This window comes from Streptomyces sp. NBRC 110611 (assembly GCF_001590865.1).
In the GTDB taxonomy this organism is placed as follows: domain Bacteria; phylum Actinomycetota; class Actinomycetes; order Streptomycetales; family Streptomycetaceae; genus Streptomyces.
In genome coordinates, this window is the sequence record NZ_BBUY01000037.1 from 1 (window position 1) to 18,806 (window position 18,806).

The 18,806-nt window shown below is 63.7% G+C and carries 16 protein-coding genes and 6 pseudogenes; 11 read left to right on the forward strand and 11 right to left on the reverse strand.

Annotated features, from left to right (window positions below):
• Nucleotides 1–68: 68 nt before the first annotated feature.
• Both AZE13_RS34905 and AZE13_RS32305 read left to right on the forward strand, forming a co-directional pair.
• Nucleotides 69–875, forward strand: a pseudogene (locus AZE13_RS34905) (IS5 family transposase).
• Nucleotides 876–1,457: 582 nt separating this feature from the next.
• Nucleotides 1,458–1,904 carry a superoxide dismutase family protein gene (locus AZE13_RS32305; protein WP_258528140.1) on the forward strand — a complete coding sequence of 149 codons (447 nt, stop codon included), beginning with the start codon at nt 1,458–1,460 and terminating at the stop codon, nt 1,902–1,904.
• A 24-nt stretch (nt 1,905–1,928) separates the two neighbouring features.
• Here the strand turns inward: AZE13_RS32305 and AZE13_RS34910 are convergent.
• Nucleotides 1,929–2,202, reverse strand: a pseudogene (locus AZE13_RS34910) (transposase); the annotation flags it as partial.
• Nucleotides 2,203–2,325: 123 nt separating this feature from the next.
• Here AZE13_RS34910 and AZE13_RS32310 point away from each other — a divergent pair.
• Nucleotides 2,326–3,074 (forward strand): annotated as a pseudogene (locus AZE13_RS32310) (transposase family protein).
• A 101-nt stretch (nt 3,075–3,175) separates the two neighbouring features.
• A complete protein-coding gene (locus AZE13_RS36555) occupies nt 3,176–4,192 on the forward strand; it encodes a hypothetical protein (RefSeq protein ID WP_147264789.1) in 1,017 nt (338 codons plus the stop codon).
• Between the two features lie 21 nt (nt 4,193–4,213).
• On the opposite strand, the pseudogene AZE13_RS34915 reads toward AZE13_RS36555, so the two are convergent.
• The 3 genes and pseudogenes from AZE13_RS34915 to AZE13_RS37305 all read right to left on the reverse strand — a co-directional run bounded on the left by AZE13_RS34915 (nt 4,214) and on the right by AZE13_RS37305 (nt 5,790).
• Nucleotides 4,214–4,777 (reverse strand): annotated as a pseudogene (locus AZE13_RS34915) (transposase).
• A 143-nt stretch (nt 4,778–4,920) separates the two neighbouring features.
• Nucleotides 4,921–5,343, reverse strand: a complete 423-nt coding sequence (locus AZE13_RS32315; RefSeq protein WP_258528141.1) for a helix-turn-helix domain-containing protein — start codon at nt 5,341–5,343, stop codon at nt 4,921–4,923.
• 102 nt (nt 5,344–5,445) lie between these two features.
• Nucleotides 5,446–5,790, reverse strand: coding sequence for an IS3 family transposase (locus AZE13_RS37305; RefSeq protein WP_398780283.1), 345 nt, complete (start codon nt 5,788–5,790; stop codon nt 5,446–5,448).
• Nucleotides 5,791–6,208: 418 nt separating this feature from the next.
• Between AZE13_RS37305 and AZE13_RS39405 the strand changes: the two genes are divergently transcribed.
• A complete protein-coding gene (locus tag AZE13_RS39405) occupies nt 6,209–6,397 on the forward strand; it encodes a hypothetical protein (protein WP_079124602.1) in 189 nt (62 codons plus the stop codon).
• Here the strand turns inward: AZE13_RS39405 and AZE13_RS36030 are convergent.
• The 3 genes from AZE13_RS36030 to AZE13_RS38700 all read right to left on the reverse strand — a co-directional run bounded on the left by AZE13_RS36030 (nt 6,375) and on the right by AZE13_RS38700 (nt 7,406).
• A complete protein-coding gene (locus AZE13_RS36030) occupies nt 6,375–6,590 on the reverse strand; it encodes a hypothetical protein (RefSeq protein WP_066940150.1) in 216 nt (71 codons plus the stop codon). The genes AZE13_RS39405 and AZE13_RS36030 overlap by 23 nt on opposite strands.
• A gap of 202 nt (nt 6,591–6,792) precedes the next feature.
• Nucleotides 6,793–7,281, reverse strand: a complete 489-nt coding sequence (locus AZE13_RS36035) for a transposase (RefSeq protein ID WP_066940153.1) — start codon at nt 7,279–7,281, stop codon at nt 6,793–6,795.
• Complete coding sequence (locus AZE13_RS38700; RefSeq protein ID WP_258528144.1) at nt 7,230–7,406, reverse strand: transposase family protein; 177 nt, start codon at nt 7,404–7,406, stop codon at nt 7,230–7,232. The genes AZE13_RS36035 and AZE13_RS38700 overlap by 52 nt, the downstream gene beginning before the upstream one ends.
• A 6-nt stretch (nt 7,407–7,412) precedes the next feature.
• Between AZE13_RS38700 and AZE13_RS32340 the strand changes: the two genes are divergently transcribed.
• Together AZE13_RS32340 and istA are read left to right on the forward strand one after the other, a co-directional pair.
• Complete coding sequence (locus AZE13_RS32340; protein WP_079124606.1) at nt 7,413–7,808, forward strand: IS3 family transposase; 396 nt, start codon at nt 7,413–7,415, stop codon at nt 7,806–7,808.
• 146 nt (nt 7,809–7,954) lie between these two features.
• On the forward strand, nt 7,955–9,154 hold the full coding sequence (istA, locus tag AZE13_RS32345; protein ID WP_258528145.1) for an IS21 family transposase: 1,200 nt from the start codon (nt 7,955–7,957) through the stop codon (nt 9,152–9,154).
• Here the strand turns inward: istA and AZE13_RS39145 are convergent.
• Both AZE13_RS39145 and AZE13_RS34930 read right to left on the reverse strand, forming a co-directional pair.
• On the reverse strand, nt 9,117–9,359 hold the full coding sequence (locus tag AZE13_RS39145) for a transposase (RefSeq protein WP_309302255.1): 243 nt from the start codon (nt 9,357–9,359) through the stop codon (nt 9,117–9,119). The genes istA and AZE13_RS39145 overlap by 38 nt on opposite strands.
• Nucleotides 9,360–9,690: 331 nt before the next feature.
• Nucleotides 9,691–10,185 (reverse strand): winged helix-turn-helix domain-containing protein, encoded by a 495-nt coding sequence (locus AZE13_RS34930; protein WP_079124603.1) that lies wholly within the window; start codon nt 10,183–10,185, stop codon nt 9,691–9,693.
• 46 nt (nt 10,186–10,231) lie between these two features.
• Here AZE13_RS34930 and AZE13_RS34935 point away from each other — a divergent pair.
• Together AZE13_RS34935 and istB are read left to right on the forward strand one after the other, a co-directional pair.
• Nucleotides 10,232–10,510 (forward strand): annotated as a pseudogene (locus AZE13_RS34935) (IS21 family transposase); the annotation flags it as partial.
• Between the two features lie 10 nt (nt 10,511–10,520).
• Nucleotides 10,521–11,289 (forward strand): annotated as a pseudogene (istB, locus tag AZE13_RS32360) (IS21-like element helper ATPase IstB).
• 449 nt (nt 11,290–11,738) lie between these two features.
• On the opposite strand, the gene AZE13_RS32365 reads toward istB, so the two are convergent.
• On the reverse strand, nt 11,739–11,948 hold the full coding sequence (locus AZE13_RS32365) for a hypothetical protein (RefSeq protein WP_181690521.1): 210 nt from the start codon (nt 11,946–11,948) through the stop codon (nt 11,739–11,741).
• 351 nt (nt 11,949–12,299) lie between these two features.
• On the opposite strand from AZE13_RS32365, the gene AZE13_RS32370 reads away from it, so the two are divergent.
• Nucleotides 12,300–12,584, forward strand: coding sequence for a hypothetical protein (locus AZE13_RS32370; protein ID WP_066940160.1), 285 nt, complete (start codon nt 12,300–12,302; stop codon nt 12,582–12,584).
• Nucleotides 12,585–12,868: 284 nt separating this feature from the next.
• Complete coding sequence (locus tag AZE13_RS32375) at nt 12,869–13,579, forward strand: transposase family protein (protein ID WP_066940163.1); 711 nt, start codon at nt 12,869–12,871, stop codon at nt 13,577–13,579.
• A gap of 1,603 nt (nt 13,580–15,182) precedes the next feature.
• On the opposite strand, the gene AZE13_RS32380 is transcribed toward AZE13_RS32375, so the two are convergent.
• Nucleotides 15,183–17,759 carry a discoidin domain-containing protein gene (locus tag AZE13_RS32380; protein WP_079124604.1) on the reverse strand — a complete coding sequence of 859 codons (2,577 nt, stop codon included), beginning with the start codon at nt 17,757–17,759 and terminating at the stop codon, nt 15,183–15,185.
• Nucleotides 17,760–18,806: the final 1,047 nt, after the last annotated feature.

An 18,806-nucleotide genomic window follows, 5' to 3' on the forward strand; every position in this document is an offset into this window, starting at 1 on the left:
CTGATCATTTCAGATTGAGTTTGTGTTGGGGGCTTGGCAGTTGGGGTGAGAGGCGGCAGTCTCTACGTGTGTCCGATGATCTTGTACCTGATGACCTGTGGGAACGTGTCGAGCCGTTGCTTCCTCCTCGGCCTCCGCGGCGCCGTCGTTACCCGGGCCGGCTGCCAGCAGACGATCGTGCTGCCCTGCGAGGCATCGTTTACGTCCTGTGCAGGGGCGTGAGCTGGGCGGATGTCCCTGCGGAGAGGGTCGGTTGCAGTGGGGTGACCGCTTGGCGGCGGTTGAGGGACTGGACCGAGGCCGGTGTCTGGCCTCGCCTTCACGAGGTCCTTCTGTCGGAGTTGCGGGCGGCCGGTCTGCTGGACATGGATGACGCGGCGGTGGACGGCTCGCACATCAGGGCTCTCAAAGGGGGGCTCACACCGGACCTTCGCCAGTTGGCCGCGCGCGTACGGGCAGCAAGCACCATCTGATCACCGACCGGCACGGAACACCGCTGGCGATCTCGCTGACCGGCGGAAACCGTCACCGTCACCCAGCTGCCGCCACTGCTGGACGCGATACCTCGGATCCGCGGAGTCCGGGGCCGTCCGCGTCGCCGGCCGGGCCGGCTGTTCGCCGACCGTGGTTACGACTACGACGAGTACCGCCGCATTCTCCGGGCCCGCGGCATCACACCGAAGATCGCACGCAAAGGCACACCCCACGGCTCCGGCCTGGGCAGGACCCGCCGGGTCGTCGAGCGCACCTTCGCCTGGCTCCACCAGTTCAAACGACTCCCCATTCGTTACGAGATACGCGCCGACCTCCACCTCGGCCTGCTCCAACTTACCTGCAGCATCATCTGCTTGAGGAGACTCCGAACCTCATTCTGAAATGATCAATTAGTGAACCTCTTTCATCCTGGTGCTCTGAGGGTGGCGGCTGGCGGCATCGCTGCAGGTCAGAGCCACCATGCGGAGGTGTCGACATGGAGATTGAAAGAGGTTCAGTAACGAACTACCGCGAACGAAAACCTAGGGTTGTCCCGCAATCCGATTGTACACTCGCACAGTTTCAATAGGGCAACAAACCTATCCAGTTTTGCGGTGATTTGCGGCGTGAGAGCACAATTCACGATTCGGTGCAAAGTAGGCGGGATCCTGATGGGACGGGAGTTGCGGGACAACCCTTCTCGGAGAACTTGACAACGCCTGGCCGCCTGCTTGCGGGAGGTGCGACGGCAACCGAGCGTGGATGCGCCGGAAGCAGGATGGACTCGGGATGAGGAGACGGTGATGATGGCGGGAGTCTGTTCGAGGGCCTTAAGGACATTGCTCACGGCAGCGCTTATGGGAGTAGCGCTGATACCGGGAACAGCCCCAGCGACATATGCGAATGGCAGCGAGAGCGATCTCTACTGGATGCGTACGGAAGGGAAGTTCGCGCCGCCTACCGCGTTCATCCCCTCAAGTGCGGTGACTTACGACATGAGCCTGGTGCCTGCGGGCGCGCACATCACAGTCACCGAGTTGTCAGATGCCACTGTCACAACTGTTGAGCTGAGCGTGAGCGGCCTGCGCCCGCACCGGATCTACGGAACGCATGTACACACCAAGCCGTGCGGCTACCGTCCGGACAACTCAGGACCGCACTACCAACACCGCGAGGACGTGCACCAGCCTTCCACTGATCCGGCCTTCGCCAATCACAAGAACGAAGTCTGGCTGGACTTCACCACGGACGCCAAGGGGCAGGGCGGTTCCGCCTCCCGACACGAATGGCGATTCCGGACCGGCGAAGCGCAGTCAATTGTGATCCACGAGCGCGGGACAGCGACGGGGCCGGGCAAGGCGGGAACTGCGGGGGCGAGGCTGGCCTGCTTCACTGTGCCCTTCGGCGGCAGCAACTCAGAGGGCGTTTGAATTAGGCAGATTGCCCTTTATGCTCTAGTAGGTTCCTCGCCAGGTTGGTGTGGTCTCATCCGTTATACGTTTGGTGAGGTTGTCGACGCGATGTGGATCATGGCCTCGGAGCTGGCGGGAAGGGACTCGTAATCACGAGAGAGGCGGCGGTGCAACATCAGCCAACCTAGACTTCGCTCGACAACCCAGCGTCTTTTGACCACGTGAAATCCGCCGGATTCCCGGGTTTCTGTTCACGACTTCGACATCGATTCCCGAGGCTGGCGCCGTGCTCGACGACAGCGTTCTTGAAGCCGGAGCCCTTTTCACGTGTACGGCCTGAGGGTGGTGTGGTCGTTGGGTGTTGACGGCGGCGTGACGGACGGGGCGTCCCGCTGGTTTGGAGAGTCGCCAAACATAACCTGACCTGCGGATATGCCCCGTGTTCTCCTATCCTGCCGCATGCGACCTCGACGAGGACCTCCTGGAGCTGGTGACGATGGTCCTCGTCGCGGCGGAAGACGACCGGTCCTGCAGGCTCCGGCCGGTCGACCGGGCCCGGTGCACCCTGGTCCACCTGTGTAAGCACGACACGCTCGAACAGCTCGCGGCTGGCTTTGCCATCGGCACGGCGACCGCCTGGCGCTATGTGAACCACACGATCGGGCAACTCGCCAGGTTCGCTCCCTCGTTGACGGAAGCACTCACCAGCCACCACGCCAACGGGTACGCGCTGCTGGACGGCACCGTCGCCGAGACCGACCGGGTAGCGGCCACGGGGCACTTCTCCGGAAAAGTCCGCCGGGAAGGCGTGAACCTGCAGGTCATCACGGCCGAGGAGGGGAGACTGTTGTGGCTCTCGCCCGCCCTGCCCGGCAGCACTCACGATGTGAAGGCCACCCGTGAACACGGCATCATCGACATCTGCACCCAGCTGCACCTGGAGATCCTTGCGGACCAGGGGTACCAGGGCGCCGGCGGCACCGTGATCACACCGATCAAGCGCTGTCCACAGACCGAACTCCCCTACAAACACAAGAGGTCGAACACAGTCCACGCCGCCCTACGCACTCCAGTCGAGCGAACGACCTCCCGGATCAAGCAGCGGAGGATCTTCCGCCATGCCCCATCAGCCCGAACAGACTTACGTCAGTCGCCGCCGCGATCCTCACCCTCATGATCTACACATGAAAAAGGCTCCAGGAATCGCATATAGCAACTCAAGGTAGCCTGAACCAGATCACGGCATGCTGGCTTGGTGTGAGTGCCGAGTTAGCTCCTTCTGTACCAGAATGGAGCAGGATATGCACCGGACTCCGGATAATCCCATCGGCAACGATGGAGTTTCCAAGTCTACCACAGTAGATGAGATGTCATATATTTACTCGGTGGACAAAAGGCCGCAGCGGGTGGGTGAAGATGACGCACAGTACGAGGCGAGGCTCCGCACTATCTCAATAAAGAAGTTGAACTTGACAAGAATGGAGAAGCAGAAGGATTTGGGGGCCGCAGAGAAGAAGCCGGAAATCCGGGAGATCTTATTCAAGGGTGCAGAAAATGTGATAGCTGCCCTGGTGGCTGTCCAGTTCGACAACACTGACTATGCGTGCCTTCTCAATACGCCGAAAGGTAAGCTCTCGCTGTTGCGGCTCACCAGAGCGTGCCTCAGACAGCAGAGCTGCCCAGGTGATCACTGTCGCCACCGAGTAGACCAACCGTGCTACCAGGTCAGCGACATCGACTCGGGTGTCCCATATCCCTGCGCGCTGGCTCATAATCGGCGACGACACATGCTCGCGGTGATCAGCCTCGACTTCAACGGCGTCGCCTTCCTGTCCACGGCTGGCGCAGTCGGTTCATCGTCTCCTGCGATGTACGACCTGGGATACCAGCCGGAACACATTCAGTTTTCACCTGATGGTCTTCTTTGCGTAGCAGCGGCAGCGCGCGACAGGAAACTCGTGCTGCTTCTGATGTCTGACGGAATCATCCCGACGCGGCGGCTCGTCGTCGACGCCGATTTCCAGGGGTGTCGAGGCCCTAACTGGATCGCTATCACAGAGGTCGAAATGGAGGAGGGTATCAGGAAGTCGGATATTGACTCGAAAAAGTATATCGTCACTGGAATATGCCCTAAAGAAAGCACGATGAAGCAAGGTTTGATCGTGCAGGCTGTAGTGACGTCACGGCTTGTTGAACAACGAAGGGTGAGGATAGGTAAGGTTAGGCATATAAAGGCAAATCTCTCCGCTATCACGCCATCTGCTATCGCGGCTTACAATATCGAGCTTCGCCCCCCAGTCGATTAATCGGCGGACAGCTTCCTCTTATTACTGACCTTTCCGAAGGGGTGTCGGGTTTAGTTGTGTCGGGAGGGGTGGTAGGCCGGTGCCGGTCAGGCAGCCGTCGATGAGGTGGGGTCTGCGTTGGATGCGGCGTATGCCGCTGCGGACGGCACGGACGAGATGGCCGTGGTTGGTGAAGACGACATTGGCTGTGGTGGCACGTCGTAGCAGGGACCAGATGCCCTTCGACCGGGTTGAGGTCAGGGGCGTAGGAGGGCAGCTGGATGATGGTGAGCCGGTCCTGCCCGGCCGCCCACTGCTGTGAGGCCGCACTGCGATGGACATTGAGATTGTCCCAGATCACTACGATGGGGCCGCCCAGCTGTAGGTGGGCCCGCACGATCAGGTTGCGGTAGTCCTGCCAGGTGAAGCCTCGGTGGTCGCCTTTGTGATGGCCCTGGATGCGCGGGCGGTAGATGAGCCGGCTGCGTTCGCCTGTCTTGTAGCAGGCCAGGGCGGCCATGGAAATGCGACCGCGTGAGCCTCCGTTGAACCGGACCTGCGGGGTGTGCCCCGTGGGGCCCAGGTGCGGCTGCGATGCGACGTCATCGAGACAGCGGCCTCGTCCTCGAAGACGAGCCAGGCCCCGAGCGCCGCGGCTGTTGCTTTGCGGAGGGCCAGGTCTCCTTGAGCCAGCCTGCGACAGCTCCCTTATCACGCTCGATGACCCGCCGTGCTGGCTGCTGGCACGACTAGGCGTGCCGCCGCAGCAGTTCCCACACTCCACGGATGGACAAGTCGATTCCAAGCATGTACGCGATCAACGTCCTCAACCGTGACAGCGTCCATCGTTCATCCGGCCACCCGTGGTACACAGCCCCTCTCGGCAGTTCTTCTTCCAGCACGGCGAACTTCTGCGGGTCCACCTTCGTGGCCTTCGCCGGTCCGGAGCAACGAAGGCCGGCAAGGCCAGCATCGCGCCAGGACCGCCTCCAGTGTTCCACTGAACGGACGCTCATTCGCAGGTTCTTCGCGATGTCCGTGTTCTTCTCACCTCGGTCCAAGCCCTCCGCCGCAAGCATGCGTATCCGTTCCCGCTCAGCCTGTTCATGGGGGTTGAGCCCTCCCCCTTGTGCATACCGTATAGCCCCGGCATACCGCGACCACGTCCCCACGTCACCCCGACAACCCTCCGGAAAGGTCAGTAGCTTCGATCTGTCGTGATGGGCAGCTGACGGGGGCCCGAGCCGGTTTGGGCGGTCGGCGGTGACGTCGCGCTACACCAGGTCTTTCGGGCGCTTGGTGGCCGGGTCGGGGACGGTGGCGTGTCGCTTCTCGCTGCGGACCGCGCCAGCCCGGCCGAGCACACGCATCAGGTGCTCGACCGTGCAGCGGGCTGCCTCGATTCCCTCGCGCTGCAGATGGTGCCATATCTTCCTGGCACCGTAGGCTCCGTAGTTCTCCTCGTGCACGCGCGTGATCTCCTTCTTCAGCTCCTCGTCGCGCAGTGCGCGTTGGGAGGGTTCCTCCTTCCGCTTATTGGTGGCGTAATAGGGTGGACGGGGCGATCTCCAGTTCCCGGCAGACCGACTCGGCCCCGAGATCGTCGCGGACCGAGTCACGAAGGCCAAGCCGACGCGGCCTTGAGGATCTCGGTGGCGCGCTCCGGTTCCCGGTTCTCCCGCTCGAGCTCGGCTATCCGCTGGGCGTCAGAGAAGTTTGTGCCGGGCTGCTGTCCGCCGTCGACCTCGGCCTGACGCACCCATGCCCTCAGGCCTCACCACGGACACCGAGCTGGTCGGTGACCTGCGAGATTGCCCCCCCATCCTAGTCCCGGTCTCCCGCGAACCTCGAGGTGAGCCGCACCAACTCCCTCTCGGGCTGCGCGGCTGGCTGGAGCTTCCCCTCGATCGTGGACATCTGGAGACTGGGACGTGTGAGCTCAGGGGAAGCAGTGCCGGGTGGGAGTAAGTACATGGAGCGGTACACCGCGGAGTTCAAACGGGACGCGATTGCGCTCGTCGACTCCACGGTCGCACGGTGACAGAGGTCGCCCGGGAGCTCGGGGTCAGCAGCCCGGAGTCGCTGCGCGGCTGGTACAAGCAGGCCAAGGCGGACCGTGGTGAGGGCCGCCCTGGCGAGCTCACCACAGCAGAGCGGGAGGCGGGGCTGTTGCGAAGTCTGTCGATTCTTGGATCGTTGTTGGTCAGGCTGAGCCGAGGAGGTTGAGCGGGCGGTGGAAGGGCTGGTAGGACATCTCGCGGAGGTCGGCGGCGATGTTGGTGCGGCCTGTTGCTCGCAGTTGGTTGATCGCGAAGCTGCGGAGGGTGGCCATGTTGTCCGGTCCGTGGCCGGTGCGGATCTTGGAGGTGTCCTCGGTGAAGGTGGTGTCGCGGACGAGGTGGGTCCGGTTCTCGATCATCCACTTCTCGATCGTCCATTGCGTGCGGGCCAGCTGACCGAGCTGCTGTGGGGAGGCGTCGCGGGCCGTCAGGTCGGTGAGCGCGTAGACGGTCTGCCGGGTGGTCCTCTGGTGCGCAGATCGGTGCGGTATCGCAGAATCCGGGCGGCCTGCACTGCGTGGGGGAAGCCCAGATCGAGTTCGGTGACGGTCAAGGCCCTGGTCACCCGGGATTCCTGCGGCCGTGGCCCGACTCACGTTCGTAGCGCCGGGCGGTGGCCTGCTTCCACGGCAGAGCCCTCAGCTGCCGGAACAGGCCGGGCTGATTGGCCTTGACCACCAGCAGGTAGTGAGCCTTCTTCGCCTCCACCAGCCCTCTCGCGTGCCCACGCTGGGTGTGCGGTGCATCGGCGGTCACCGTCACGCCGGCCAGGTCGAACGGCTCCAGCAGAGCGGCGAAGCAGGTGATTTCGTGGGTCTTGTCCGGCACCCGCAGCTGGGTGACGGTCCGGCCGTCGCCGGTCATCGCGTCCCGCAGATGCGCGGCCGGCAGGTCAGCGGTGCGCGAGCCGCGGGCGCTCTTGCCGTCCACCGCCAGGCTGTCGGCGCCGGCCGGGTCAGCGCCGAGCAGGTCCGCGAGCCCTCCGGGGCAGACGGCGTTCAGGAGTCGGCGGATCGTCGCCGTGCTCGGTGCGACGCGGACGGTGAACACGCTTGTGGTGCGGCACCGAGCCGGGCCAAGGCGTCCTGCGGGGTCGTCTTGGCCCACTGGCCGATGGCCGTGAACGAGCGGGACCCGGCGAGCACGGCCGAGCAGGCGATCAGCAGCCCACTCACGAACGGGTGACGCAACCCGCACCGGTGACGCGGATCGGCCAGCGTGCCCAGCAGCTGCGGCAGATACGGGAGTGCCCAGTGCTGACGCGAAGGGTGGCCCGCTCCTCCTGTTACGCCTGGCTCGCCGCGGCGAAGACGCGGGCCGCCCGCACAGCGGCCGACGAGACCCTGGCCCACGCGATCACCGTCATCCACGTCGCCTCCCGGGGCATCCACGGCGTTCCGCTCGTCCATGCCGAACTACCGCGCCTGGGACGGGTGGTGAACCGCAAGCGGGTCGCCCGCCTGATGCATGATCACGGCATCCAGGGCGCCCATCGCCGCAGGCTGCAGTCGCTGACCCAGCTGGACAAGAAGGCGAGGCCGGCCCCAGACCTGATCGGCCGCGACTTCCACGCCTGACTCCGGGCACGAAGCTGGTCGGTGTCGACGCACAAGCGAACGTGCACCACCTCGTACGGATGAGAATGCACCATTTGCGGTGCAATGAGGGGCGAGGCTCGTAAGTCTGCTGTCGTCGGATTGAGGTGGCAGAGGGGCGGCTGACGGTGGTCTTGGATCCGCATCGCTGGCTGGAGTTGAGGCGGTTTCGCGGTTTGTACGAGTCCGGCGCGATGAGCCTGCGGGAGATTGCGAAGGAGACCGGACTCAACCGCCGCACGGTCACCAAGTACCTGTCGGGGCAGGCTCCCATCGCGCCGCCGAAGAGGGCGGTCAACGGCCAGCCGTGTCGTCGGGTGGTGGACGAGGTCGCTCCGTTGATCGACGTGATGCTCAGGTCCGAGATCCTGCTGAAGGGGTCTGTGATCCACGAGCGTCTGGTTCAGGAGTACGGGGTCACCTTCAATTACCAGCGGGTCAAGCTCTATCTGCAGGAGGCCAGGCCACGGATCGCCCAGGAACTGGGCATCAGCCCGGGTGAACTGGCGGGCCTGCACCGCCGGTTCGAGGTGATCCCTGGTGCTCAGGCCCAGGTGGACTGGGGTGATGAAGGCAAGATCCTCGCCCACGTGGGCATCTTGAAGGTCTACTCATTCCACATGACGTTGTCGTACTCGCGTGACCCGTTCTGCTGCTTCACCACCAGCCGGGACCTCGCGACGTTCTTCGACTGCCACCGGCAGGCGTTCACGCACTTCGACGGGGTGCCGATGACGATTGTCTACGACTGCACCAAGACGGTCGTGCGTCGTCATGTCGCCCCAGGTGAGGCAGTCCCGCTGCATCCGGAGGCGGTCGCGTTCGCGGGGCACTACGACTTTGACGTCGATGTGCTGGCCGCCTATTGGCCCCAGGGCAAGGGCCGGGTCGAGCGGCAGGTAGGCATCGTCCGCGACCATGCGCTGGCTGGGCGAGCGTTCTCCTCGATCGAGGAGATGAACGCCGCCTTCGCGGCACGGGTGCCCCTGCGGCGGGCGAGATCGCACGGCACCCATGGCGAGGTCATCGGGCACCAGGCGAGGCGCGACCACATGGCTCTGCTGCCGCTGCCCAAGACCCCCTACGTCGTCGCCCAGCGGCATCTTCGGCACGTCGGCAAGGACTGCCTGGTCGCCTTCGATGCGAACCTCTACTCGGTGCCGGCCCGGAAGGTCCGGCACCGCCACCTGGTCGAAGTCCGGGCCACGAAGTCCCAGGTCACACTGCACTCCACCGTCCCCGACGCAGACGGCAAGACCCTGCTACTGAGGACTTCGGTTTGGGGTGACGTCACGGCGGAGGTGAGATCAGTCCGGTCTCGGAGATGAATCCGTCGAGCAGGCCGGGTTGGTACTGCATCCGTTTCATGCGCGTACGGGCGAGTGTGGCGAGTTCGTCGATGCTGCACGGGGCCAGGTTGGCCAGGCTGTTCTTCAGGTGGGCCCACACACCCTCTGCCGGATTGAGATCGGGCGTGTACGAAGGGAAACGGAAGACGGTCAGCCAGCTCCGGGCCTCGATCAGCTCACGCATCGCGGCATCGACATGATGGGTGTAGTTGTCCCATACCAGTACGACGGGGCCGCCGAGCTGCTGGTGGGCCGCTCCAGCAGGCGGGCGAAGTCCCGCTCCCGAAAGCCCTTCCTCTCGCCTGTGCGGCCGTGGTGTACCAGCATCCGGAAGATGAGCCGGGTGCGGCGGCTGGGCCTGCGGCACACCAGTCCGGCAAGGGAGATACGTACCGAACCCGCGGCCCGGACGGTGATGCGGGGCGTGTGGCCACGCCGGGACCAGGTCCGTGCTTTCGGCGGCTGGCGCACCTGGCCCGACTCGTCGGCGAAGCACAGCTACGCGTCCTGGTCCCTCACCGTCTTTCCACGCGGGGCCAGGTCTCCTTCAGCCAGGTGGCCACCGCGCTCTCGTCACGCTCGGCGGCCCGGCGCACTGGGACCTGCACCGAGAAGCCCATCTGGTGCAGGATCCGCCACGTCTGCGCTGTGCTGAAGCGGACATGGAAACGCCGCGCGATCACGGTGGCCACCCGGGCCACCGTCCACCGCTGGTCCTCCACCCAGCCGTGGGCGGCCGGCCCTTTCTCCAGCTCGGCCGCCAGCCAGTCCCGCCAGTGGGGCTGCATCCGCGAAGGCTGCCCCGGCGGGCCCTTGGAACGCAGAGCCTCCGCACCACCGTCCCGCCAGCGCGCGTGCCAGGCGTACGCCGACTTCCGGGAGATCCTCAGACGCCGCGCGACCTGCGGAGGCGCCACCCCTTGCGCGAATAACTCGGCGGCCTCGGACCGTACTTGCTCCCTCTGAGCCCGCTGCTTCGCGGTCAGACCGCCTCCATCGGGATACCGCATGACACTGGGATACACCCACCACCAAGGTCAAGGTCACCCTAGGCCGCAAACCTCAGTAGCTCTCCATCCACGGGCGGTCGGCCGTGGCGCCCGCGTCGTCGACGAGACTCACTGGGACGGCCTGCCCACCGGCACCGGCCGCCGTGTCACCACCGGTGACAGCCCGCCCCCTCGCCGTCACGACAAGTTCCTCGGACCGGAGGCCAGCCCGCTGCAGGCCCTGCTGAGCCGGGCCGCCGCGGCACGCATCGAGGTCGGTCGCCGTCCGCTGTCGGTCTATGACGAGCTGACCGGCACCCGTCCCTTCACCGCCACCCCCAGATGAAGGAAGCCCGTTGAGCGAGCTGACCGCCACCCGCATCTGCAACACGGCCGTCAAGCTCGGCCTGCCCCACCTGGCTGAGGCCCTGAACCAGTACACCCAGCGGGCTGCCGAGACCAAGATGGGCTACCTCGACTTCCTCGACCTGGTCCTGGCCGAGGAACTCGCCGTCTGTGAGGACCGCCGATTCCGCAGTGGGCTTCGCACGTCCAAGCTGCCGCACCACAAGACGCTTGAGGACTACGACTTCTCCTTCCAGCCCGACCTCGACCCACGCAAGGTCAAAGACCTCGCGACTCTGTCCTTCGTCGAGGACAAGGCCAACGTCGCCTTGCTCGGCCCGCCTGGGGTCGGCAAGACACACATCGCCGTCGCACTGGCCGTTGCGGCCTGCCGGGCCAGCTACTCGATCTACTTCTCCACCCTCGACGACATGGTCCGCAATCTCAAAGCCGCAGAAGCCGCAGGCCGACTGGCCAACAAGCTCGGCACCTACCTGCGGCCCAGCGTTCTCGTGGTCGACGAGGTAGGCTACCAGCCCCTCGAACGAGCTGAGGCGAACCTGGTCTTCCAGGTGATCTCGAAGCGATACGAGAAGGGCTCGATCATCCTGACCTCAAACAAGACCTTCAGCGAGTGGGGCCAGGTCTTCGGCGACGAGGTCCTCGCCACCGCCATCCTCGACCGCCTCCTGCACCACTGCGAAGTCGCCCCGACCAACTAACAGCTACCGACTCAAGAACCGCCTCCAGGCCATCGAGCGGGACACCGAAGTGGCCTGAGGAGTGGTGCACGAATCTCCGTACTTGATGGTGCACGCGGACAAGTACGGGGACAGGCGGGGACATCACCTTCCTCCCCGACGGCCGAGGGCTGGCTCTACCTCGCCTGCTGGCTGGACCTGGCCACCCGCGAGATCGTCGGCTACGCCATGGCTAGCCACCACCTCTGTAAAATAGGGTAGTTGGGCCTGCGGCGGGGCTGCGGACGCACCGGATCTTGCTTCGATATCGTCGCCGCGGAAAGGTCTCTGGGCCCTGCTCAAAGAGGAGATCGGCACCCGCGTCTGGCCCGACCGGACCACCGCCCGCGCCGAGGTCTTCGCATTCATCGAGACGTTCTACAACCGTCGCCGCCTGTGCAAGCGCAAGGTCCTCGGCTACCTCACTCCAGCCGAGACAAGGCAGCGGTACCAACACGCCCTCGCGGCATAACGAACACGCGTCCAACATCACGGGGGTGAAACTTCATACCTGGTCTGCCCCTCCTGACTGGCATGCGTCTCAGCCAGCACCTCAGTGACCGTCTCGCGGGCGTTGGCCAGTCGCCACTGTGCACCTTCCGCGGTATCCAGCGCGGCCTGCACCTGCTCGGCTTCCTTCCGGAGCCGGGCTACTTCCTCGCGGACCTTCTTCTCCCGGGCCTCCAGCAGGCCGAACACCGACGGCAACAGCCACCTTTACAGCGACACGAACACGAACCGTCCGAACCCTCCCTTCACCGAACGGAGTTCATGCCTGACCAGCGAAAGCTCAACGATCACGCTCGGAAAGCGGATGGCGTCTTAGATCAACACCCCAACGACCAGGGGCTCTGTCGCGTCACCAATGCCCCCGCTGACCAAGCTATTTCACTACTGCGGGACAGGATGAAAGAGGTTCACTCGCAACCAACCATGATGCCGCAGCTCAGCACGCCGCCACATGAGACAGCCTCTCAATCCGACCCACCGCCCCCCACCCCAGCTCCGGTGCTCGTCTGGCGTCCGCGCTGGGAAGTTGAAAGGATTCCCATGACCGACCAGCCCCTATACGATCACACTGGGAGGGCCTACACCCTGACCCAGCGGCAGAAGACCCTGCCCCACGGCATGATCGTGAATGTCGCCTACCGCCTCAGCACGGCCCGGGGAAGGAGGGGACGGAGGATCAACGCTGCAAGCTTTAAGGCGCAGGTTCTCTACCACTGCGGCACGGGATTGACTGTCATCAAGACCATTGATCCATGCAGCAACATGCGCCGGTACCCCGGCTACACCGAGGCCGTAAAGACCACTCGCCTGACGCCGGCCAGGTAGAGCGGACTCACGGGCTTTCAGCGCCATGGACGCCGGGCGTCGAGCCGGAAAGCGAGATCGGGTGACGGCGCCTGGGGGCCAAACTCGGCGGGGATGCGCTGAAGGGCTGGCTGGCAGGGGAGGTTTTGCCTGCCCCTCGACGTGCGGGGCAGTCCCCGTGAGCCCTCTTCCACGCGTACGACCTGAGGGTGGTGTGGTCGCTGGGTGTTGACGGTGGCGTGACGAACGGGGCATCCCGCTGGTTGACAGGTCACCACAACTAGCCTGACCTGCGGAGATGCCCCGTGTTCTCTTATCCTGCCGCATGCGATGTCGAGGAAGAGCTCCTGGAGCTGGTGACGATGGTGATCGTTGCGTGTGATGGTGACCGTTCCTGCAAGCTGCGTCCGTACGACCGGGCCCGCTGTGCCCTGGTCTCCCTGCGCAAGCACGACACCTTCGAACAGCTCGCGGCCGGCCTTGCCATCGGCACGGCCACCGCCCGGCGCTATGTGAACCACACGATCGGGCAACTCGCCAGGTTCGCTCCGTCGTTGACGGAAGCACTCACCAGCCACCACGCCGACGGCTACGTGCTTCTGGATGGCACCGTCGCGGAGACCGACCGGGTAGCGGCCGCGGGGCACTTTTCCGGAAAAGTCCGCCGCGAGGGTGTGAACCTGCAGGTCATCACGGCCGAGGAGGGGAGACTGCTGTGGCTCTCGCCCGCCCTACCCGGCGACACCCATGATGTGAAGGCCGCCCGTGAGCACGGCATCATCGAGGCCTGCGCCGAACTGGACCTCGAGGCCCTGGTGGACAAGGGATACCAAGGCACCCGGGGCACCGTGGTCAGGCCCATCAAGCGCCGCCCGGGTACCGAACTGCCCGTGAAACACAAGAAGTCGAAAACTGTCCACGCAGCCCTGCGAGCTCCCGTTGAGGCTTTCCTTGGTGCTTTAACGCTCGTCTTCGCAATTGGAGCTAGGAACGACTCGCAACAGCTCTACCCGTAGGTCGCTGAAAGCCAATCCGGACTTCTGCAGGGAAAGCAGCTAACAATCACCTCATTCGCGCCATGTCTTGCCGGCTGCACACCTTCCCTCTTGGGAACGGAATATTGACATATTGCATAGTAGACCGAATGGGTGGTTGTCTCTGAGAAAGCCTTTCGTGTTAGTCCGGTAGTAGTGATACTGAAGGTGCGCGGGCGACGGGCTGCAGACCGTTGAAGCGCCTCTGGGCAATGTCCGTTACTTGTCTGGAGAACTGGTCCCACATCACTACTCTCTAGGAGAACCCAGATGGCCGAAGAGAGCGCGAGCGGCTTCCTCAACCAAGTGCTCGGTATCATCCTTGACGTCCTGGAAAAGATCCTCTCTTGACAGATTCGCAGCACCGCCGGGCCGCCCCTCCCTATGCGGGAGGGGCGGCACCCTTCGTCTTTCGTCACAACCAGATGTCCAGAGTGGCGGATTGCGTTTCCTGCGGTCACCGGAAATTCTCGGAAGTCGGCACTCTCGGTATCTCTGCGTAACTGCCTCCGAAACCGGTGGAATCAGGAACTCGAAGGTTCCCGGCGAGCGAGGTCGCGAAGGGAGAGTTGAGAGCCGGCTATAGTGGCACTGCGTGTGACGAACAAGGTCCTGTGGGCGAGGGGCTGAGGTTGGTCATCGATGCGACCTTGGCGTACGGCGACGAAGCTATTCCCTGCTGAAGTAAAACTAGTGACCTTCTTCACTTCCTCGCGGGCTGATTCCGCGCCTTGAGTATGCAGCGGTTGTGCCAGGTGTGCTGGATATCGTTCACTCTGCCTTCTTCGTGTGGCGGGCCGCCCACCGAAGTTGGAATTGCCCGAGAGCGGGTCGACGCGGAGTTTGCCGAATATTTCAGGACAGTGTAATGGGCGGAGCTTGAGGACGCCTACGCGTCGCTGCCGAGCTGCGTAAGGCCCGGGATAAATGTTAATTGCAAGTATGTTGGGCGCGCGACGCATGAGTGCAGGAATCGCCGGGCCATGATAGTGCCATCAACAGGACATCAGGCTGCCCGGGACCTCCGCTATAGCCGTATCGGACCTACCGCGACGCGATTTCACTTGGATGTACCTGCAACAGATATGCGGGGACATCATGTACTTGCGGGTTCGGGATGGTGAGGTCGCTGGGCATGGCGTCAGCTGATGGATCGCGCATCCGAGAGTCATCTCGCGTTGGCCCTGAAGCACTTCGGGCGCCGTCGTTCGCGCTGACCGCCAGTCAGGTTGGGGGCAGCCCCGCGAGAAGCCTCACGCGTCGGCTGGCCCCACCAGTTGCAGCCTGGCCTATACGGCGAACGCATCTCTGTCGAGTATGGCCTCAAACAAGAACAAAATCTGGCGTGGTCTGGCGATTCACTACGGCAAACAGTCCGATGGCTATCAGGTCGAACTCGGCTTACATGACGCACTCTGTTCGAAAGCTCACGGATCGCACGGACCATCCTGCTCTCGACCTCTCGACGTCAAACGAGCGGAAGGGAATGAACTCGGCAGAGGCGTCCGGCCGCAGCTTGACCGCGACCAGGTACGTTCGGCTCCACTTCGCTGAGGATTCCATGGAAAATAGTGCCGCGATGACTTTACTTGACATGAGGTATAGAGCTGACGGAGCCGATGGTGAGGATTGCGGCCTTACTGGGGACGCCTTGCCTGTTGAGTGAGAAAAGCATGTAGGTGCCTGGTAGCGCGATGCCGGGGTCGCCGGGAATGGATACCTCGTAGGAGGTGGTGCTCGTCTGTCGGTAGGGCAGGGGTATGCGACGCTGGTCATTGTTGGTGGTATGGGTCGCGGCTCCGGCTCGGACAAGGGCGAACGACGTGATGGGGCTGTCGGTGGTCACCAGCAGTTTTGCCCCGTTGGCTGCATGGGTGGGGACGCTACTAGTGATGTGGGGACGGGGCTTTTCGGTGCCATCAGGATTGAGGAGATAGGGCGGGGTGAAGATCGCTCCGTCGGGGTGATTGGTTGCGCAGTCGCCGCACAGGCCGCCACCGCCGGTGAAGATGCGTCCGTCGGGGAGCAGGTTAGCGACGCTGTGGTAGTTGCGAGGCACAGCCATCGAGGCCATCGAGGTGAAACGGCCGGTTGCGGGGTCCCAGATCTCGGGGGTCAGGTGGGATCGGGCGTCGCTGAACGGTACTGGGATGGATTGTCCACCGAATACCGCGACTTTTCCGTCCGGCATGACGACACTGTTGCTGAAGGCCCGTGCATGGGCCATGTCACCGGTACGCTTGCTGACGGGTTTGGCACCGCCATTAAGGTGCACGGTGTAGGCGCGGCGGGTTGCGGGGGCATGTTCGTAGGCGGTGGCTCCGCCCACGGTGAGGAGTTTACCGACGTCATAGGCGACGGCGTTGCCATTCATCGCGTCGTTGCTGTCCGCGCGAGTTCCGGCCGGGGTGATGGTGCCGTCCCCTGTGGTGGAGATCCAGTTGAGTTGTTTACTGGGACCGAGTTGCAGAATCCGGCCGTTGGAAGTGGCGTGCAGCCATTGGTGATTGTCGGCTCGGTGAGGACCCTTCGGGTCGGCGGTCATCGTTCTCTTGACCGGTACGCCAGGCAGTTTGTGCCAGGTTCCGGTGGCGGCTGACCAGATCTCGCCGTCCTTGCTGGCGGTCGGGTCACCATTCCAGGAGCCGCCCAGGACGAAGGCGTCACCGTTTGAAAGCAGAGTCATGCCCTGGTAGCCACGTGCGACGTTCATGTTTGAGGTGGAGGTCCACTTGTCGGTGGCAGGGTTGTAAATGCTGGCGCGCTTGGCATTGCTGCCGCCGGTGACCAGGACCCGGCCGTCGGCGAGGATCGTGATGCCCGGGCAGAACATGTCGTGCCCAGTGTTGTCTATGCGTCGTTGGCTGACCTTGCCGGTGGTCAGGTCCATTGTTGCGGTCTGGGTGTAGCCGTGGCCTTTCTCGTATCGGTCGGGCGCATACGCGGACCAGGCAAGGAGCTTGTTGTTGCGGAGCACCACCGTGGCCACCGGAACCAGCGGAAATCCTTTTATGGGCCCCCATGCACCGTGGACTGCCGGTTTTGCCGGGCCGCTCAGCTGTAGTTTGTCGGCGGGGGAGAACGGTTCGTGGCCACCCGCCTCGGTGGCGATGGTGAGACGGACGTAGCGGGTGGTGATGGGATGGGTGAACGTGGCGCCCTTGATGGAGCCGTCGTTCTTCCAGGTGCCGGTGGCCACTGGGGCGCCGAAGGTCGTGCCATCAGCGCTAGTGGAGATCGCGTACTCGTCGAGTTGGCTGTTGGTGGTGTGGGGGGGTGGTTGGTAGGTGAGGCCGGAGACGACGGTGGTGCGGTGCATGTCGATGGTGATGCTGTGGGGCGGCCGTCGCGCGGAGGAGTGGAAGTGCTTGCTGTGCCTGATGGTGTCGCGGTCGCCGCCCCGGACTGGCTGGGAACGGTGGTCCTCGGCTTCGGCCCCGTCGTCGCTGGCGGTGACGGTCCAGGCGTCACGCGGTATGTTGATGACGGATGTCGGCGCCGTACCGGGGTCTCCAAGCAAGTTGATCTCCCTGGTAGCAATCCGTGGTACGCGTCCGCCGGCATCGACGGTGGCTGTCAGTCGCACGAATCGGGTGCCGGTGGGGGCGAAGCTCAGCGTTTTGGCCGTCGCGTCATTAGCCACGGTCCCAGCGGCCACCGCTCGCCCCCAGGTTTTGCCGTCTCTGCTGAGGTGAATTTCGTATTCGCCCAACCGGCTGTTGGTGGTGTGGGGGGGGTGGTAGGTGAGGCCGGAGACGACGGTGGTGCGGTGCATGTCGATGGTGATGCTGTGGGGCCGTCGCGCGGAGGAGTCGGAGTGCTTGCTGTGCCTGATGGTGTCGCGGTCGCCGTCCAGGACGAGCTGGGCACCGTGGCCGGCGGTGGCCTCCTCGTCACTGGCAGAGACGGTCCACCCCTTACGTGGCAGTACGGGAGCGGTGGGCTCCATCGCCTCTGCTGGAACAACCTCCTCGCCCTGGGGGGCGGAAGACGGCGCTGGTTCCCTGCTTTTGAGCAAGTACGGTTCTGGCGCGGCTATCGCGCTGTCCACGACGGAGGTGATTGGTGACATCGCCGCTACGGTGACTGCGGTCAAGGCGAGGAGAACCAAACTCCTCCCTCTGATCCTGGACAGTTGGATTTTCTTCGGCAGACGCGTCATGTCAACGCCCTCCATGAGACGTGGAATATGGGAAGGGGAAGCGGTCGGCTGCCTGCTGTCGCCAACACAGAGGAGGCCGGCCTAAGAGGCGTAGCCTGGGCTAAGGCTTTCCAAGTGGGTGGAGTCAGGAGCAGCTACCGGCAGTTATGCCTTATCGCGATAGCGATTAGGTAGGAAGGTTGTGTCGTCGCAGGGGAAGGGAATGAGGGTTGCGGTAATCGAGCCATCGCTTTCGCGATCGTGCTAGTTTCTGCTGTTCGGGTTTCTGGAGGTGCCGGTTCGACTGAAGCGTAAGTTTGAATTTGCGGTTCCGGAATTGGATGACCGTTAGCATTAAGTTGGCTATGGGGAAACTGGTCTTCAAGGTAGGTGGAATCCGTGTGGTGCCGCACTTGGCGTGTTTGAAGGAGGGGCAGTCTCTCGCCGGAGGTGAACTGGACTCTGGTGAGGTGTTGTTGGGGAGGAACGCCGGGGTGTGAGCCGTTAGTGCGTGGTGAACCCCAGTAAACCTCTTTCATCCAGTCACTTGGAGGGTGAGAGTAACGATGTTGCTGCAGGTCAGTGGCACCGGTCAGCGAGTGGTTGCCGGCTGGATCTCCGACTTCCCCAGCGCGGATTTGGCAAGGTGATCCCGTGCGGTACTGAGCGATACCTGTTCTCGGCCATTCCAAGGTCGTGACGAGAGTTCCGTCCACCAGGGTGATCTGGTCAGCAGGACTCTCTTGATATTGACATCACCTAGGTAGAAAACGGTGATCCACCCATCACGGACGGTGGTAAGGGGCGTGGGTGAGTGCCGATCCAGATGGGCTGATCCATGACGATGGCAGCGCTGACCAGGGCTGATGCATCGAGGCTCCATGAGCAGAACTCCCTAACGGGTACGACTGTTGCCGTTCGGGATTCATGGTGCGCGCCTCGAGTTAGGGTGGCAACTGGAACGTGATTCAGATTCCGCCGATAGGGCTCCACGTCTCCACCATGGCGCCAACTCCAGAGGGCCGCGCTGCGCCAGTGCAGTGGCGCGGGGAGACCTGGCCGCATGGG

What these genes read in the sequence shown, in the direction of transcription:
- AZE13_RS36555 (WP_147264789.1), top strand. Translation starts at nt 3,176, where the DNA reads ATGGAGCAGGATATGCACCGGACTCCGGATAATCCCATCGGCAACGAT.
- AZE13_RS36030 (WP_066940150.1), bottom strand. Translation starts at nt 6,590, where the DNA reads ATGATCGAGAACCGGACCCACCTCGTCCGCGACACCACCTTCACCGAG.
- AZE13_RS39145 (WP_309302255.1), bottom strand. Translation starts at nt 9,359, where the DNA reads ATGCGTGAGCTGATCGAGGCCCGGAGCTGGCTGACCGTCTTCCGTTTC.
- AZE13_RS34930 (WP_079124603.1), bottom strand. Translation starts at nt 10,185, where the DNA reads ATGCGGTATCCCGATGGAGGCGGTCTGACCGCGAAGCAGCGGGCTCAG.
- AZE13_RS32370 (WP_066940160.1), top strand. Translation starts at nt 12,300, where the DNA reads ATGACCGACCAGCCCCTATACGATCACACTGGGAGGGCCTACACCCTG.
- AZE13_RS32380 (WP_079124604.1), bottom strand. Translation starts at nt 17,759, where the DNA reads ATGACGCGTCTGCCGAAGAAAATCCAACTGTCCAGGATCAGAGGGAGG.